This window comes from Epilithonimonas hungarica (genome assembly GCF_900102265.1).
GTDB classification, from domain to species: Bacteria; Bacteroidota; Bacteroidia; order Flavobacteriales; family Weeksellaceae; genus Epilithonimonas; species Epilithonimonas hungarica.
Window position 1 is genome coordinate 817,983 of the sequence record NZ_FNBH01000002.1, and the last position, 14,691, is coordinate 832,673.

Annotated in this window: 15 protein-coding genes; 6 read left to right on the forward strand and 9 right to left on the reverse strand. The window is 36.3% G+C overall.

The features are described from left to right. Positions 1-123 precede the first annotated feature (123 nt). From BLT30_RS11020 to mraZ, 9 genes are all read right to left on the reverse strand, one after another. A complete protein-coding gene (locus BLT30_RS11020) occupies positions 124-1,359 on the reverse strand; it encodes an FtsW/RodA/SpoVE family cell cycle protein (RefSeq protein ID WP_089873577.1) in 1,236 nt (411 codons plus the stop codon). 181 nt (positions 1,360-1,540) lie between these two features. Further along, a complete protein-coding gene (gene tnpA, locus BLT30_RS11025) occupies positions 1,541-1,978 on the reverse strand; it encodes an IS200/IS605 family transposase (protein ID WP_089873578.1) in 438 nt (145 codons plus the stop codon). 71 nt (positions 1,979-2,049) lie between these two features. After that, positions 2,050-3,393 carry a UDP-N-acetylmuramoyl-L-alanine--D-glutamate ligase gene (gene murD, locus BLT30_RS11030; protein WP_089873579.1) on the reverse strand — a complete coding sequence of 448 codons (1,344 nt, stop codon included), beginning with the start codon at positions 3,391-3,393 and terminating at the stop codon, positions 2,050-2,052. Between the two features lie 128 nt (positions 3,394-3,521). Then, on the reverse strand, positions 3,522-4,763 hold the full coding sequence (gene mraY, locus BLT30_RS11035; RefSeq protein WP_089873580.1) for a phospho-N-acetylmuramoyl-pentapeptide-transferase: 1,242 nt from the start codon (positions 4,761-4,763) through the stop codon (positions 3,522-3,524). Between the two features lie 6 nt (positions 4,764-4,769). After that, complete coding sequence (locus BLT30_RS11040) at positions 4,770-6,230, reverse strand: UDP-N-acetylmuramoyl-L-alanyl-D-glutamate--2,6-diaminopimelate ligase (protein WP_089873581.1); 1,461 nt, start codon at positions 6,228-6,230, stop codon at positions 4,770-4,772. 40 nt (positions 6,231-6,270) lie between these two features. After that, positions 6,271-8,271, reverse strand: a complete 2,001-nt coding sequence (locus tag BLT30_RS11045) for a penicillin-binding transpeptidase domain-containing protein (protein ID WP_089873582.1) — start codon at positions 8,269-8,271, stop codon at positions 6,271-6,273. Next, complete coding sequence (locus BLT30_RS11050) at positions 8,252-8,617, reverse strand: FtsL-like putative cell division protein (protein ID WP_074235819.1); 366 nt, start codon at positions 8,615-8,617, stop codon at positions 8,252-8,254. Before BLT30_RS11050 ends, BLT30_RS11045 begins: the two co-directional genes overlap by 20 nt. Before the next feature lie 81 nt (positions 8,618-8,698). Beyond that, a complete protein-coding gene (rsmH, locus tag BLT30_RS11055) occupies positions 8,699-9,592 on the reverse strand; it encodes a 16S rRNA (cytosine(1402)-N(4))-methyltransferase RsmH (protein WP_089873583.1) in 894 nt (297 codons plus the stop codon). A gap of 73 nt (positions 9,593-9,665) precedes the next feature. Then, positions 9,666-10,133: a division/cell wall cluster transcriptional repressor MraZ gene (gene mraZ, locus BLT30_RS11060; RefSeq protein ID WP_089873584.1), complete on the reverse strand. Its 468-nt coding sequence runs from the start codon at positions 10,131-10,133 to the stop codon at positions 9,666-9,668. Between the two features lie 248 nt (positions 10,134-10,381). Between mraZ and BLT30_RS11065 the strand changes: the two genes are divergently transcribed. From BLT30_RS11065 to nadC, 6 genes are read left to right on the forward strand one after another with little or no spacing between them, the layout of a single operon-like run. Next, positions 10,382-11,008 carry an NAD(P)H-dependent oxidoreductase gene (locus BLT30_RS11065; protein ID WP_089873585.1) on the forward strand — a complete coding sequence of 209 codons (627 nt, stop codon included), beginning with the start codon at positions 10,382-10,384 and terminating at the stop codon, positions 11,006-11,008. A gap of 23 nt (positions 11,009-11,031) precedes the next feature. Continuing rightward, a complete protein-coding gene (locus tag BLT30_RS11070) occupies positions 11,032-11,256 on the forward strand; it encodes a hypothetical protein (protein WP_089873586.1) in 225 nt (74 codons plus the stop codon). Further along, positions 11,257-11,550, forward strand: coding sequence for a type II toxin-antitoxin system RelE/ParE family toxin (locus BLT30_RS11075; RefSeq protein ID WP_089873587.1), 294 nt, complete (start codon positions 11,257-11,259; stop codon positions 11,548-11,550). It abuts the gene before it with no gap. Between the two features lie 36 nt (positions 11,551-11,586). Continuing rightward, positions 11,587-13,182, forward strand: a complete 1,596-nt coding sequence (gene nadB / locus BLT30_RS11080) for an L-aspartate oxidase (RefSeq protein WP_089873588.1) — start codon at positions 11,587-11,589, stop codon at positions 13,180-13,182. Beyond that, the gene (locus BLT30_RS11085; protein WP_089873589.1) at positions 13,182-13,778 is read left to right on the forward strand and encodes a hypothetical protein; all 597 of its coding nucleotides are present in this window, start codon (positions 13,182-13,184) and stop codon (positions 13,776-13,778) included. The genes nadB and BLT30_RS11085 overlap by 1 nt, the downstream gene beginning before the upstream one ends. Positions 13,779-13,781: 3 nt before the next feature. Beyond that, positions 13,782-14,645: a carboxylating nicotinate-nucleotide diphosphorylase gene (gene nadC / locus BLT30_RS11090; RefSeq protein ID WP_089873590.1), complete on the forward strand. Its 864-nt coding sequence runs from the start codon at positions 13,782-13,784 to the stop codon at positions 14,643-14,645. Positions 14,646-14,691 lie beyond the last annotated feature (46 nt).

Consider the following 14,691-nt stretch of genomic DNA (forward strand, 5'->3'; position numbering starts at 1 on the left):
TTTCCGGTGGAACAAATTCCAACGTTCTTTTCGTCATTCAGTGGAATAAATTCCAACGCTAATAAATCTATCGTTCTTATGGAACTCAATTGCCATCCATCTTCGGACTTCCGTCTTCCAACTTTAGGCTATATCATTTATTTCTTCAATGCTTTGTCTTTTGCCCAAACCTTCTTCATCAAAAACCTGAATCCTGGAACTGACATTCAGGATAATTCCTAATTGAATGTAAGTTACCAACATCGATGTTCCTCCATAACTAATCAATGGCAAGGGTTGACCTGTAACCGGAATCAGATTCACCGCAACCGCAATATTCACAGATAATTGAATGAATATCATTAATCCGATTGCTAATACGAGCAACGAGCCAAAAAATGCGGGCATTTTACTGGCTATCATTACAATTCTGATTATCATTATCATATAAAGGCTTATCAGCACAAAAGCGCCTATCCAGCCGTATTCTTCCACAATAATGGCAAAAATAAAATCCGAAACCGATTGTGGCAAAGTCTGTTTTAACGCACTTTTCCCTGGTCCGATTCCGTTGAATCCACCGTGAACAATAGCCGCTTTCGCTTGCATTACCTGATAGTTTTTTGCTTTGATACTTTCGTCTTCAACATCTGCCGTCTTTTTGGAACTCGTAAACGTTTCGATACGGCTCATCCACGTGTGAACACGGTTTCCTCCAATTAAATTCGTATTAAGAGCAATGACTAAAAACATTACAATGAAAACCACTGAAAGCGAGATAAATCCCGCTACATATTGCCAAGCCAACTGTCCTATAATCAATATGATAATCGAAACCATCATAATCATCAATGCTGTGGAACCGTTGTCTTTTGCCACCAAGCCAAACACAATCAGAATTGGTCCGAATATGTAAATGATATTCTCCAGAGGAACTCTTTCTCTCTTGATTTTTTTGGTTAAATATCTGCACAGATAGATAATCAACATCAAATAAGCAAACGAAGATGGCTGAAAGGAAATCGGTGTTCCTGGGATTTTCAACCATCGAGAAGCACTCGCACCTTCAATCTTTTGCCCTGTAAACATCGTAATCAACAACAATCCAATCGTGAACAAAAGCAGAATGGAACTCAGTTTTCCAATATATTCGTACTTGACTGTTCCTACGAAACGCATAATTCCCAAACCAATGAATACGAAAACGATATGCTTGAAAACGTGACCAGTTGTAGTCCCGTTGTTCACGATATATTCCAGATTCGAACTTGCGGAATAAACCGGAAATACGGAAAGGAAGGATATCAAAATGATAACCGACCAAAGAACCTTGTCTCCTTTCAGCAACTCGAATTTGTTTTCTGTAGTTTGTTCGTTCATTATATATTTTGGCTAAAGCCAATCTTAATCCTTATTTTATTGAATGGGCTAAAGCCCAATCCTATTGATGATTACAATTCAATTTTTATTATTTATTGAACTCTTTTTTCTATTTATTTTCAATTGCGTCCGGCTTTAGCCGGATGTTTCTTATCATTATCGCATTGGCTTTAGCCAAAACTTATTTTTCATTTGATTTGAAATTATATTTTGAAATAAATTCTTCATATTCCTCAGAAAAACTTCTTGTCAAATGATGTTTTTCTTGATTAATAATATAATTTCTAACCTTTTCTATCATCGATTCTGAAACAGAAACTGCAAAATATTCATCTTGCCAAGCAAACTTCTCTTCAGTCAAGTTATTTTTATTAATCCAAAATGAAGATTCTCCTTTTATCAATTGTACCACTTTCTCTATTGTCTGGTTTGTTGACAGAGAAATTAAACAATGACAATGGTCCGAATATCCATTTACAACATCTATAAAAATTCCTTTTTCATTTGCATTTTGTTTTATGTGTTTCCATACATTGATTCTCAAGTCTTTGGAATTGAGAAAAGGAATTCTGTTTTTTGTACTCCAAACAATGTGTGTGTAAACTTTTACAAATGGCATTTTTATTTTGGCTAAAGCCAATTTATTCGTTCATTTTTATAATGGGCTAAAGCCTAATCCTATTGATAATTCTAATTCTTAATTGTCAATTCTTCTAAAACTTCTTTTTTGAATTGATTTCCACGGTCTTCATAACCGTTGAACAAATCAAAACTTGCGCAACAAGGTGACAATAAAACTACGTCTCCTTTTTCTGCAATCGATTTAGAAACTTCTACCGCTTTCTGCATACTGGAAGTGTCATAAATCTCAGTTTTCTTATCTTTGAAGAAATCAATAATCTTATGATTATCAACACCTAAGCAAACAATTGCTTTTACTTTTTTCTTGACTAATTCTTCGATTTCTGTATAATCGTTTCCTTTGTCTTTTCCGCCAACAATCCAAACAACCGGCTGTTTCATACTTTCCAAAGCGAAGTAAGTAGCGTTCACGTTTGTAGCTTTACTATCGTTGATGAACTTCACTCCGCGGATTTCTGCAACAGGTTCCAATCTGTGTTCAACTGCCTGGAATGTCATTAATGAATGTCTGATACTTTCATTGCTGATTTCCAATAACTTTCCGGCAATACTTGCTGCTAAGCTGTTTGCCACATTATGTTTTCCAACCAGTGATAATTCATCGATACTCATTGTGAAACCTTCATTGATATTAACTACAAAATTTTCATCAATCGAGAATGCGCCTTTTTCCAATCTTTCATCCAATGAAAATGGAACTTTGGTCACTTTCAAATCCAATTTTTCAAGAATTGACTTGCTCATTTCATCATCCTTGTTGTAGATGAAAAAATTGTTAGCATCCTGATTTTCAGCAATTCTGAACTTAGCCAAAGCATATTCTTCATAATTGTAATTGTACTGGTCAAGGTGGTCCTTAGACAAATTCAACAACAATGAAATATAGGGTCTGAAATTCTGAATATCATCCAACTGGAAACTACTTACTTCCAATACATAATAGTCAAAATTCTCTTCGGCAACCTGCCTTGCAAAGCTTTTTCCGATGTTTCCGCCCAATCCGACATTGAATCCGTCTTCCTTCAGAATATAATAAATCAAAGACGTTGTCGTCGTTTTTCCATTACTTCCTGTAATTGCAATAATTTTTGCATTGGTAAATTCCGAAGCAAATTCAATCTCAGAAGACAATCGGATTCCTTTTTCCTGAATCTTCTGAACCATTTCCGCTTTCTTTGGAATTCCAGGACTTTTGATGACCCAATCGGCATTCAGAATTTTTTCTTCTGAATGTGTTCCGTCTTCATAGTCAATCCCAAGCTCGTCCAATTCTTTTTTGTAATTCTCACGGATAATTCCCATATCCGAAAGAAAGACATCAAAGCCTTTGGCTTTTGCCAGATACGCAGCACCAACGCCGCTTTCGCCTCCTCCAAGTATTACTACTCTCATACTATTTTGTAAAATGTATTATGTACAAAGTAAAATGACTTTTAAGTTGTACATCATTTGGTTATTAATTTTTAATTTATTCTGTAAAAAATACATTGTACATTATACTTTTTACATTTTACAATTCTCTATCTAGTTTTTAAAGTGATCAGACAAATAATCGCCAGCATTACACCCACAATTATCATTCGGTTCACAATTTTACTTTCGTGAAAACCTTCTTTCTGATAATGATGATGCAATGGCGACATCTTGAATAATCTATTGTTTTGAGCATATTCCAGCCCATATTTTTTCTTTCTGTATTTGAAAACCATTACCTGTAAAATCACGGAGAGGTTTTCGATGAGGAATACACCACACAATACTGGAATCAGCAATTCTTTTCTAAGGATAATTGCTAAAACGGCTATTACGCCTCCCAACATTAAACTTCCTGTGTCTCCCATAAAAATCTGCGCCGGATAAGTATTGTACCAGAAAAATCCTATTACCGCTCCAACCAATGCAAGCGCAAAAATCGTGGTCTCGCCCATATGCGGAAGAAACATAATATTCAGATAGTCTGCGAAAATCATATTTCCGGAAACGTAAGCAAAAAATGCTAAAGTCAATAGAATCACTGTACTTGTTCCTGCAGCTAATCCGTCAATTCCATCCGTGATATTCGCTCCGTTGGAAACTGCTGTTACTATGAAAATCACAATTGGAATGAAAACAATCCAAGCCCATTCGTGTGCTTCTGCATCATCCATCCAGAATAAAATCCCACTGTAATCGAACTCATTATTTTTAGTAAAAGGAACAGTAGAGACCGGAATTTTCTCGTCCGGCATAAAATTCTGTTCAACATTATTCCTATTGATAACCGTTGCATCGGCGTATTTTCTCTTAACCTCAACATCAGGGTGGAAATACATTGTAACTCCGACAATTAAGCCTAAACCAACTTGTCCGATTACTTTGAATTTTCCACTTAGTCCGTCCTTATTTTTCTTAACCTTTTTGAGATAATCGTCTAAAAATCCAATGGCTCCCATCCACAAAACCGAAATAATCAAAAGAACGATATAAACATTGGTAATTCTGGTAAATAGCAAAACCGGAATGATGGTCGCCAAAATGATAATCAGACCTCCCATCGTTGGCGTTCCTTCTTTCTGCTTCTGTCCTTCCAGACCAAGGTCTCTTACCAGTTCTCCCATTTGCTTTCTTCTCAGGAAATTGATAATTCTCTTTCCATAAGCCATTGCAATAATCAACGAAAACAAAACTGCCATCGCTGCACGGAACGAAATGTATTTGAACAAGTTCATTCCCGGAACATGAATCCCGTGAGCAGTTAAATATTCATATAGATAATACAGCATATTTGTCTATTTTCCCATTAATTGTAATAATTCTCTAATCGTTTCTTTATCATCAAAATGATGTTTCACACCGTGGATTTCCTGATACGTTTCGTGACCTTTTCCTGCCACCAAAACAATATCTTTTGGCTCTGCAAATTTGATGGCCATTTTTATAGCTTCTCTTCTGTCAGGAATCGAAGTGTATTTGCTGAAATTCTGGGGTTGAACACCAGCTTCTATTTCTTTAATGATTTGTGCTGGGTCTTCCGTTCTTGGATTGTCAGAAGTGATGATGGCCAAAGTTGATTTTTTGGTAGCAATGTCACCCATTTCCGGACGTTTGGTTTTGTCTCTGTCGCCTCCGCAACCGAAAACACAAATCAATCTTTCGTTTTTGGTTCTGATTTCGTTGATGCTGTCAAGGACATTTTCCAATGCATCCGGCGTGTGAGAATAATCAACCACGAAGAAAATTCCGCTGTCGGATTTTATTGTTTCAAATCTTCCGTTCACTCTGTGAAGAATAGAAATCGCCTGTAAAACTTCATCTTCTCTCATCCCTAATTCCAACGCAATTCCGTAAGCCAAAAGCAGATTATAGGCATTGAATTTACCCGTCAAAGTTGTCCAGAATTCTTTGTTATTGAAATTCAGTAACATTCCGTTGAAATCCACTTCCAAAACTTTTCCGTGGAAATCTGCCATTGTTTTCAAAGCAAAAGTTTTCTTTTTCGCTTTAGTATTCTGCAACATTACCAATCCATTTTTATCATCAGCATTCGTAATTGCAATCGCAGAATCTTCCAATTCGTCAAAGAATCTTTTCTTCGCGTAGATATAATTTTGGAAAGTCTTGTGATAATCCAAATGGTCATGCGTGATATTCGTAAAGCCAGCAATTTTAAAATGCAAACCCTCGATTCTGTCCTGGGAAATCCCGTGAGAACTCACTTCCATAAAAGCATATTCACATCCGATTTCGACTGCCTTTGCCAACATTTGATTCAGACGAATCACGTCTGGCGTTGTGTGCGTTGAAGGAATAATCTCGTCTCCGATTCTGTATTCAACAGTCGAAATCAAAGCCGATTGGTAACCTAAGGTTTTGAAAATATCAAATAATAAAGTTGTTACCGTCGTTTTTCCGTTGGTTCCCGTAACGCCGATCAAGTTTAATTTCTCAGAAGGATTTCCATAAAAATTAGAAGCCAGATATCCTAAAGTTTTGGAGGAATCTTCAACTTTAATATAAGTTACCTCATCATTGATTTCTGAAGGCAATTCTTCACAGACAATCGTTTTTGCACCTTTTTCAATACTTTGACCGATGTAGGAATGACCGTCGGAAACTGTTCCTCTCAATGCAACATACAAAGAATTTTCAACAACTTTTCTGCTGTCGAAAACCAATTCCGACACTTCTTTTTGAAGAGTTCCAACTGTTTCCAGAATCTGGATTCTTTGTAATAATTTTTCTAAATTCATATTCTGCTTGTAGCTTTTGGCAAATTGCTTTTAGCTTATTTTAATTCTGAAGATTCAGATATATTTTTTGATTCTTTCCAATGGTTGCGCCTTCCGCAGGAAACTGACCCGTCACTTTTCCGACACCTTTGTAATCGACCCTGTAACCCATATTTTCAAGCTGTGGAATCACATTCTTTCCAATCATCCCAACTAGATTTGGCATCGAATCTCTTGTTACGTTTACCTTTACATTTGGTGCAGTCATTTTATTAAGGTCAACTTTATGTTCAACCAAAAGGTCTTTTTCAACATTCAAAGGCGTTTTTAAGAATGTCTTTCCGGCAATCTCTTTAAAAACCGGTGCTGAAACTGTTCCTCCATAAAAGCCTTTTGATGTATCGGGTTGATTGACAACTACTATACAAGTATATTTTGGATTATCAGCTGGATAAAATCCCGCAAAAGAGGCTTGATATTTCATAGGTCCATCTTTCTTCCAATATTCAAATCTAGCCGTTCCTGTTTTCCCTGCAATTTTAAGATTTGGTGTATAGATGCTTTTTGCTGTTCCTTTTTCAACAGCTTTTGTCAATGCGCTAGTCATCATTTGAATTGCTTTATCGGACGCCATTTTTTTAACCATGACCTCCGGTTTTGCCTCATAAAGGATCTTCCCGTCTTTCATTATTTTATCAATGAAAAGAGGCTTTACCATTTTGCCTTTGTTTGCAATTCCGTTGTAAAAAGTTACCAGCTGCAGAAGTGGAAATCTTGACGAATATCCATAAGCTAACGAGGCTAAAGTTGCTTTGTTCCAACGCTTGCTTTGTGGCGTTTGAATCGAAGGCTTTGCAATTCCCGGCAATTCGATCTGCATTTTATCGAACATCTTCCATCGTTTCAAATGGTCTATGAAAACCTGTGGTTTATCTGCATAATGTTGTGTAATCAATTTCGCTGCTCCAACGTTGCTTGACTTCGCCAAAACATCACTCACATCATAAGTTCCACCGCCGTGACCGTCTGTGATTCTTTGTCCTGCGTAAGTCCAGATTCCGTTTCCGATGTTGACTTTCGTATTTTCATCGATAAAACCATCATCCATCGCCGCCAAAAGTGAAACGGTCTTGAAAGTAGAACCCGGTTCCTGCGCATCTTTCACTGTATAATTGTAAGCATCAACATAGATTCCCGGCTCGGTTCTTCTAAGATTGACCATCGCACGGATTTTTCCCGTTTCAACTTCCATAACAACAACGCTTCCGTGGTTTGCATCGAATTTTATCAATTGATTCTCCAATGCTGAATGCGCAATATCCTGAATTCTCAAATCCAGAGTTGTATAGACATCTTGCCCGTCAACAGGTTCCTGAACCTTCCAGTAATCGATTGGTTTCCATTGAGAAGAAGTGATTTTTTGCTCCAACCGTTTTCCATCAATTCCTGTTAAAAATTTGCTGAAAGCGCCTTCCAGACCAGATTTTGATTCGCCATTATCAGCCCCGATTGTTCCGGCTCCGATTTGGGTTGTTGCCAATTCTCTTCGGAAATTTCTTTCTACAATGAAACCACCTTTGTTTTTACCTTTTTTGAAAATCGGGAATTCTCGAATCCTATCGTATTCATCGAAATCAAGACCTTTTGCCAAAAGATAATATTGATTATTTTTCTTGTTTTGTGCATCCAGTTTTGCTCGGAAATAACTTCGTGGTTTATCGAACATTTTACTGAGAGAATCCGTCAAAGCGCCAATATTATTGGAATAGATTGTATCTCTCATCGATTTGAAATCCAGATAGATATCATAACGCATTACCGTTGTCGCCAAGATAGAGCCATCGGAAGCGAAAAGGTTTCCACGAGCAGCTTTTAAAGTTGCTTCACGATAGTTTTTGCTGATGTAATTATTTTCGAATTCTTCAACATTGGTATTCTGGAGAATGAGAATTCTCGTTAAAAAAATGACAAACAAAATGAAAGCTCCCAATACAAAAAGGTAGCCCCACTTCAACGCATTGGAACGCTTTTTTTCGTAATTGTTATTTGGTTGCTTTATCATCTGTGCTGTCAACTTTTATCAATAATTTCATCGGGTGGCTTTCCAAACTCACCAGAGAATCCTGAACCATTTCTTTTCCCAACTCGGATTCCATTCTAATTTTTATCAGTCTGCTTTGTGCGTAAGCATTTCGCGACTTGTATTCTTCTGTCTCTTCTTTAAGTTTGTTAACGTGCTCAATCTTTTTGTTAACCAAGTGGTTACTGTAAATCATTACCATCAATAACCCAAAAATGAACAAGAAATATTTGTAATGCGCCTTTACCTCATCACGGTTAAGAAAATTCCCTTTTATGATATCCATAAAAGTGAGTTTCTTCTGTCTGTTTTGAGTTAATTTTGCCAACTTATGTTATAAATGATAATTGATTAATGATAATTGATAAAAGCGATGAATTAAAATCATTCATCATTTATCAATTATCAACTATAATTTTGTTCCTATTCTCATTTTCGCACTTCTTGCACGTGAGTTTTCTTCAATTTCTTTATCATCCGGAATAATTGCTTTAGTTTTCAATAATTCAAAAGCTTTCGCATAATTTCCGTAAATATCACGTTGAGGCTCACCTTCAAACATTCCGTTCTTCAAAAATCGTTTTACCAACCTATCTTCTAAAGAATGATAAGAGATCACGACTAATCTTCCTTCAACTTTCAAAATTTTGTAAGACTGAACCAGCATTTCTTTCAAAACCTCCAATTCTTGATTAACCTCAATTCTGATGGCCTGGAAAACCTGAGCAAAGAACTTATTCTGCTTAAAAGCCGGAATATAACTGAAGAGATTTTTCAGATCTTCCGTCGTATTGATTTTCTTTGTTTTTCTGTGATGAACGATCTCTCTTGCCAATTTTCGAGATTCTCTCAATTCTCCATATTGGTAAAAGATATTTGCGAGGTCTTCTTCTTCATAATCATTGATGATTTTCTTCGCATCCAAACCCTGCATCACATTCATTCTCATATCAAGCGGCGCATTGCTTCTGGTGGAAAAGCCACGTTCCGCTTCATCAAACTGATGAGAAGAAACACCCAAATCAGCCAAAATCCCGTCAACGTGAGAAATCCCATAAGCCAACATCGAGTTTTCCAGAAATCTGAAATTTTGATTGACCAAAGTAAATCTCGGGTCATCAATCGTATTTTTCAATGCGTCCAAATCCTGGTCAAAAGAAAACAGTTTACCTTGATCAGAAAGCCTGCTCAAAATCTCTCTCGAGTGACCACCACCACCAAAAGTACAATCCACGTAAATACCGTCCGGATTGGTTACCAGAGCATCTACGCTTTGTTTTAATAAGACTGGATTATGATACATTGTTTTTTAATTGATGAATGATAATTGATTTAATAATCGGTTTCAGAGCCTCTTAGTTATTCTTTCTTAATTATTAATTTAATTCCTCAGAATCGAGATTTCCCATTACATCCTCTGCAAGATTTGCAAAATCAGATTCGCTGACAGAAATGACTTGCTCGTAAGAATCTTTGTTCCAGATCTCGAACAACTCGCCGGCACTTGTAATCACAATTTCTTTGCTGAGATTAGCATACTGCGTCAAATCTTTGCTGATCTGCAGACGACCCACGTTATCCATCTCCACGGTTTTAACTCCTGCTGTAAACATCCTGATGAAATCTGCATTTTTCTTGATAAATCGGTTCAGACCGTTTATTTTTGCCATCAGTTTTTCCCAAGGCTTCATCGGATAGACCTCAAGACACTTCTGAAACACCGAACGCTTTATCACAAATGGCTCATCTGCAAAATGTTCCATCTGCTTCGTAAGCGAAGCAGGCAGTTTGATGCGCCCTTTGTCATCTATCTTACACTCGTATGTTCCAATGAAGTTTTTCATTTGGAGCAAATTTATATAAAAATCTACCACATTTTACCACTTTCGCCCACTTTTATACTTAATGTTTATAACTTTTTGGTTTCAAAGCTTTATTGGCTAATGATTTGATTTAAAATCGATTAAAATGAATTATTGCGAAAACCTTTATTATAAAGCCTTTGCAATGAATGATTTAAAAAATTCGGTTAGAAATGTTTCATTATTTAAAACGGTTCTAACTAAAATTTCAAATTGTCTATATTTGTTATATGAACTATTTAGAAGCACTTAACTGGCGATATTCTGTTAAAAAATTTGATGGAAAAAAGATTTCTTCTGAAAAACTGAACAATATCTTGGAAGCAGGACGATTGTCTGTCAGCTCATTAGGCTTACAACCTTATCATCTTTTGGTTGTAGGAAATGATGAAACGATTCAGAAATTGATTCCGGCCTTTTATAATCCTTCACAAATATCGACTTGCTCGCATTTGATCGCTTTGGTCACAAAAACTCATATTAATAAGGAATATGTCGATAATTATTTTGGACATATTATTAATGAGCGTGGTGTGACTTTGGAACAATTGTCTGCTTTTAGAAATAACATTAATCTTTTCTTAGAAAATTATACCCAGAAAGAACTGGAAAGTTGGTCCGAAAAACAGAGCTATATTGTTCTTGGTTCATTGATAATGGCTTCCGCTGAAGAAGAAATCGACACTTGTCCAATGGAAGGCTTCAAAGCTGATATTTTGGAAGACGTTCTGAAAATCGATAAAGAACACGAAAAAATTGCTGTTGTTCTGGCGCTTGGCTACAGAGCGGAAGATGATATTTTTCAGAATTTCAAAAAAGTAAGAAAACCTGCGGATAAGTTTATTAAATTTCTGTAAATTTATTTTTTAATTCAATTAAAATGAATGCAATCAGACAAATCGTAGAGGTAAAAGACCACAAACTAAATATCGAACTTCCCGAAAATTTTGACTCTGAATATGCAGAAGTCATCATTTTCGCAAAAGACGAAAGTTTTGATTTTGAGATTTCTGAAGAGGAAAAAACATTGATGAGAAAGCGTCTTGCAGAATCCAAAGAGGAAGATTTTGAAGATTGGGATTCTATCAAACATAACTTTTTGTAAGTGTTTCGAGTTTCTGTATTAAAAAGTGCTAAAGCTGACCTAAAAGAAGCTTGTGACTTTTATGGTGATACTTCCATAGACCTTAAGAAACGATTTCTTTCAAACTTCAATGATACAATCAATCAACTCAAGGAAATTCCTTATTTTCAAATCCGATATGGCGAGTTTCGACTAAGACAGGTCAAGAATTTTCCCGTGATGATTCACTATATTATAATTGAAGAACAAAAACGCGTCAAGGTATTCGGTATCCGTTTTGCTAAATCTGACCCTGAAAATTATCCTTCAATATAAATTCTTATTTTTAATCTTTCAATTTCATAATATATAATGATAAAAACAGACGTTCTTGTAATCGGTTCCGGAATCTCGGGCTTATCTTATGCCATCAAAATTGCCGAACAATTACCGGAAACTAAAATAACAATCGTTACAAAATCCAACGAGGACGAAAGCAACACCAAATATGCACAAGGCGGATTGGCAGTCGTAACGGATTTTTCCAAAGATAATTTTCAAAAACATATTGACGACACTTTACGAGCGGGAGATTACATCAACGACCCTGAAATCGTAAAAATTGTTGTGGAAGAAGCTCCCCATCGTTTTAATGAGATTGTTGAATGGGGCGCAAAATTTGACCAAGAAAAAGGAAAATATTCTCTAGGTCGTGAAGGCGGACATACGGAAAACCGAATAGTCCATCATAAAGACATTACAGGTTTTGAAATTGAAAGAGCACTTCTTGAAACTATTAGAAACTCTCCAAATATTGAGATACTTCCACACCATTATGTCATTGATCTGATTACCCAGCACCATGTTCCTGGGAAAGAATTGGACAAAGGAAACATCAATGCTTACGGCGCTTACATTCTTGATGAGCAGAATAAGAAAATCAAAAAAATCACTTCGAAAATTACTTTGGTTGCAACCGGAGGAGCTGGACACGTCTATAAAAACACGACCAATCCAATCATTGCAACAGGAGACGGGATAGCCTTTGTTCACAGGGCGCAAGGGAAAGTTTCCAATATGCAATATTATCAGTTTCACCCAACGGCGATGTACTCTAAAAGAGACGGAATGCTATTTTTGATATCAGAAGCTGTTCGTGGTGACGGCGCAAAACTCCGTACCAAAAACGGAAAACCATTTATGCAGAAATATGATGAGCGCGAAGAATTAGCTTCCCGTGACATCGTTGCAAGAGGAATTGATAATGAACTGAAAATAAGCGGAGACGATTACGTTGGTTTGGACTGCCGCGAAATGGACAGAGAAAAATTCATCAATCACTTTCCAAATATCTATCAAAAATGTCTGGATGAAGGAATTGACCCTTTCAAAGAATTGATTCCTGTGGTTCCGGCTTGTCATTACTTGATGGGCGGAATTGATACAGATAAATACGGACAATCTTCTATCAAAAATCTTTTCGCCGTTGGAGAATGTACCAACTCCGGACTTCACGGCGCGAATCGTTTAGCTTCGAATTCTTTATTAGAAGGTTTGGTCTTTGGTCACAATGCGGCGATGAAAACAGTTGAATTGCTGAAAGAAAATGATTTCAATTTCGATGATTTGAAAGCCGTTCCGGAATGGAACGAGGAAGGAATGAAAATGATAGACGAAATGGTTCTCGTAACTTATCTCAGAAAACAACTCCAGGAAATGATGAGCGATTTGGTTGCAATTGTAAGAAGTAATGCTAGATTGGAACTCGCTAAGAAAAAACAACGCGAAATTTATGAAGCTGTAACGGAACTTTATAATTATTCCATACTTTCGCCTCAGCTTTCGGAATTGAGGAATCTTGTGAATGTTTCTTACCTTATTATCAAGCATTCTCTCGAAATGAAAGAAAATAAAGGCGCATTTTACAATAAGGATTTGGCCACGAAACCGCTTTTGATCAATGAGTAATGACAGTGATTAAATATATTTTTCTGATTGGATTTCTTATCATCATTTCTTGTAATTCTTCGAAACAAGAAACCGATAAAAATTCGCTGGAAACAGAAAACTTTATCAACAACAATCTCAACTCACATCCTGGCAAACCCTTTTTTACTTTTGATGCCGTTGATTATTATAAAAATGACATCGATGAGAACACGGCAATGAATCTTCTGAATTATCGACCAACATTATTAGATTCAATAAGATATAATTTAATCCTCGACGAAACTTCAGAAAATATCAGTAATGAATACTTTATAAACAACCTTACAAAAGCAGGCTTCAACAAGACAGAAATTAAGTCTGAAGATTTTCAGAAACTTGCTGCCCTATTTTCCGAACAGCACCAACGTGAGGAAATTTATTTTGCATGTATTCCAATCTTTAGAGATATATTAGTATTCAAGAAAAATGAAAAGGTAATTGGCGTTGCAAAAATATGTTTCGGTTGCAATCGAAATAAAATTATTGCAAGCAAAGCAAATACTTCCAATTTTGGACAAGGGAAAGATTACGAATTACTTTCCTTGATCCTTAACAACTACAAGAATAAAAATTAACAAATGAAAAGACCAGCATACGCCAGCGACAAAGTTTTAAAAGAATTCATAAAAACTGCTTTGGAAGAAGACATTCAAAATGGCGACCATTCTACGCTCTCTACGATTCCGAAGGATTTGGAACAGAAGGCTCAACTTATTGTAAAAGAGAATTGCATTCTGGCAGGAGTGGAATTGGCAGAAATTATTTTCAAGAACTTTGATAAAAATCTGAAAATGGAGATTTTTATCAAAGATGGAGAATCTGCAAAAAAAGGCGACATTGCGTTTATTGTAACAGGAAAAGCAAGGTCGATTCTTTCAACAGAAAGGTTGGTTCTTAACTGTATGCAAAGAATGAGCGGCATTGCAACAATGACCCACGATTGGGATTCTAGATTAGTGGGAACAAAAACTAAACTTCTTGACACAAGAAAAACCACGCCTAATTTCCGAGTTTGTGAGAAATGGGCAGTTGCCATTGGCGGCGGAACTAACCACAGATACGGACTTTACGATATGATAATGCTGAAAGACAATCATATCGATTATAACGGAAGTATTACCAATGCTGTGAAAATGGCAAAAGATTACGTCAAGAAAAACAAACTCAAACTTAAAATAGAAGTTGAAACCCGCAATCTTGAAGAGGTGGAAGAAGCAGTAAAATCCGGCGTAGACAGAATTATGTTTGACAACATGGATGTGGAAACAATGGCAAAAGCGGTAAAAATTGTCAATGGAAGATCTGAAACCGAAGCTTCCGGAGGAATTACACGTGATGTGTTAAATTCGGTGGCCAAAACTGGTGTCAATTTTATATCTGCAGGTGCAATAACCCACTCTTCTAGCAATATCGACCTGAGTCTCAAAGCATTAAAAATTTAACACTATATTAACAGAACATATTGATTTTTTTAAGACTTTTGCGACA

Excerpts from the sequence above, each read along its gene's own strand:
- BLT30_RS11020 (WP_089873577.1), bottom strand. The coding sequence starts at position 1,359 with ATGAACGAACAAACTACAGAAAACAAATTCGAGTTGCTGAAAGGAGAC.
- tnpA (WP_089873578.1), bottom strand. The coding sequence starts at position 1,978 with ATGCCATTTGTAAAAGTTTACACACACATTGTTTGGAGTACAAAAAAC.
- murD (WP_089873579.1), bottom strand. The coding sequence starts at position 3,393 with ATGAGAGTAGTAATACTTGGAGGAGGCGAAAGCGGCGTTGGTGCTGCG.
- mraY (WP_089873580.1), bottom strand. The coding sequence starts at position 4,763 with ATGCTGTATTATCTATATGAATATTTAACTGCTCACGGGATTCATGTT.
- BLT30_RS11040 (WP_089873581.1), bottom strand. The coding sequence starts at position 6,230 with ATGAATTTAGAAAAATTATTACAAAGAATCCAGATTCTGGAAACAGTT.
- BLT30_RS11045 (WP_089873582.1), bottom strand. The coding sequence starts at position 8,271 with ATGATAAAGCAACCAAATAACAATTACGAAAAAAAGCGTTCCAATGCG.
- rsmH (WP_089873583.1), bottom strand. The coding sequence starts at position 9,592 with ATGTATCATAATCCAGTCTTATTAAAACAAAGCGTAGATGCTCTGGTA.
- mraZ (WP_089873584.1), bottom strand. The coding sequence starts at position 10,133 with ATGAAAAACTTCATTGGAACATACGAGTGTAAGATAGATGACAAAGGG.
- BLT30_RS11065 (WP_089873585.1), top strand. The coding sequence starts at position 10,382 with ATGAACTATTTAGAAGCACTTAACTGGCGATATTCTGTTAAAAAATTT.
- BLT30_RS11070 (WP_089873586.1), top strand. The coding sequence starts at position 11,032 with ATGAATGCAATCAGACAAATCGTAGAGGTAAAAGACCACAAACTAAAT.
- nadB (WP_089873588.1), top strand. The coding sequence starts at position 11,587 with ATGATAAAAACAGACGTTCTTGTAATCGGTTCCGGAATCTCGGGCTTA.
- BLT30_RS11085 (WP_089873589.1), top strand. The coding sequence starts at position 13,182 with ATGACAGTGATTAAATATATTTTTCTGATTGGATTTCTTATCATCATT.
- nadC (WP_089873590.1), top strand. The coding sequence starts at position 13,782 with ATGAAAAGACCAGCATACGCCAGCGACAAAGTTTTAAAAGAATTCATA.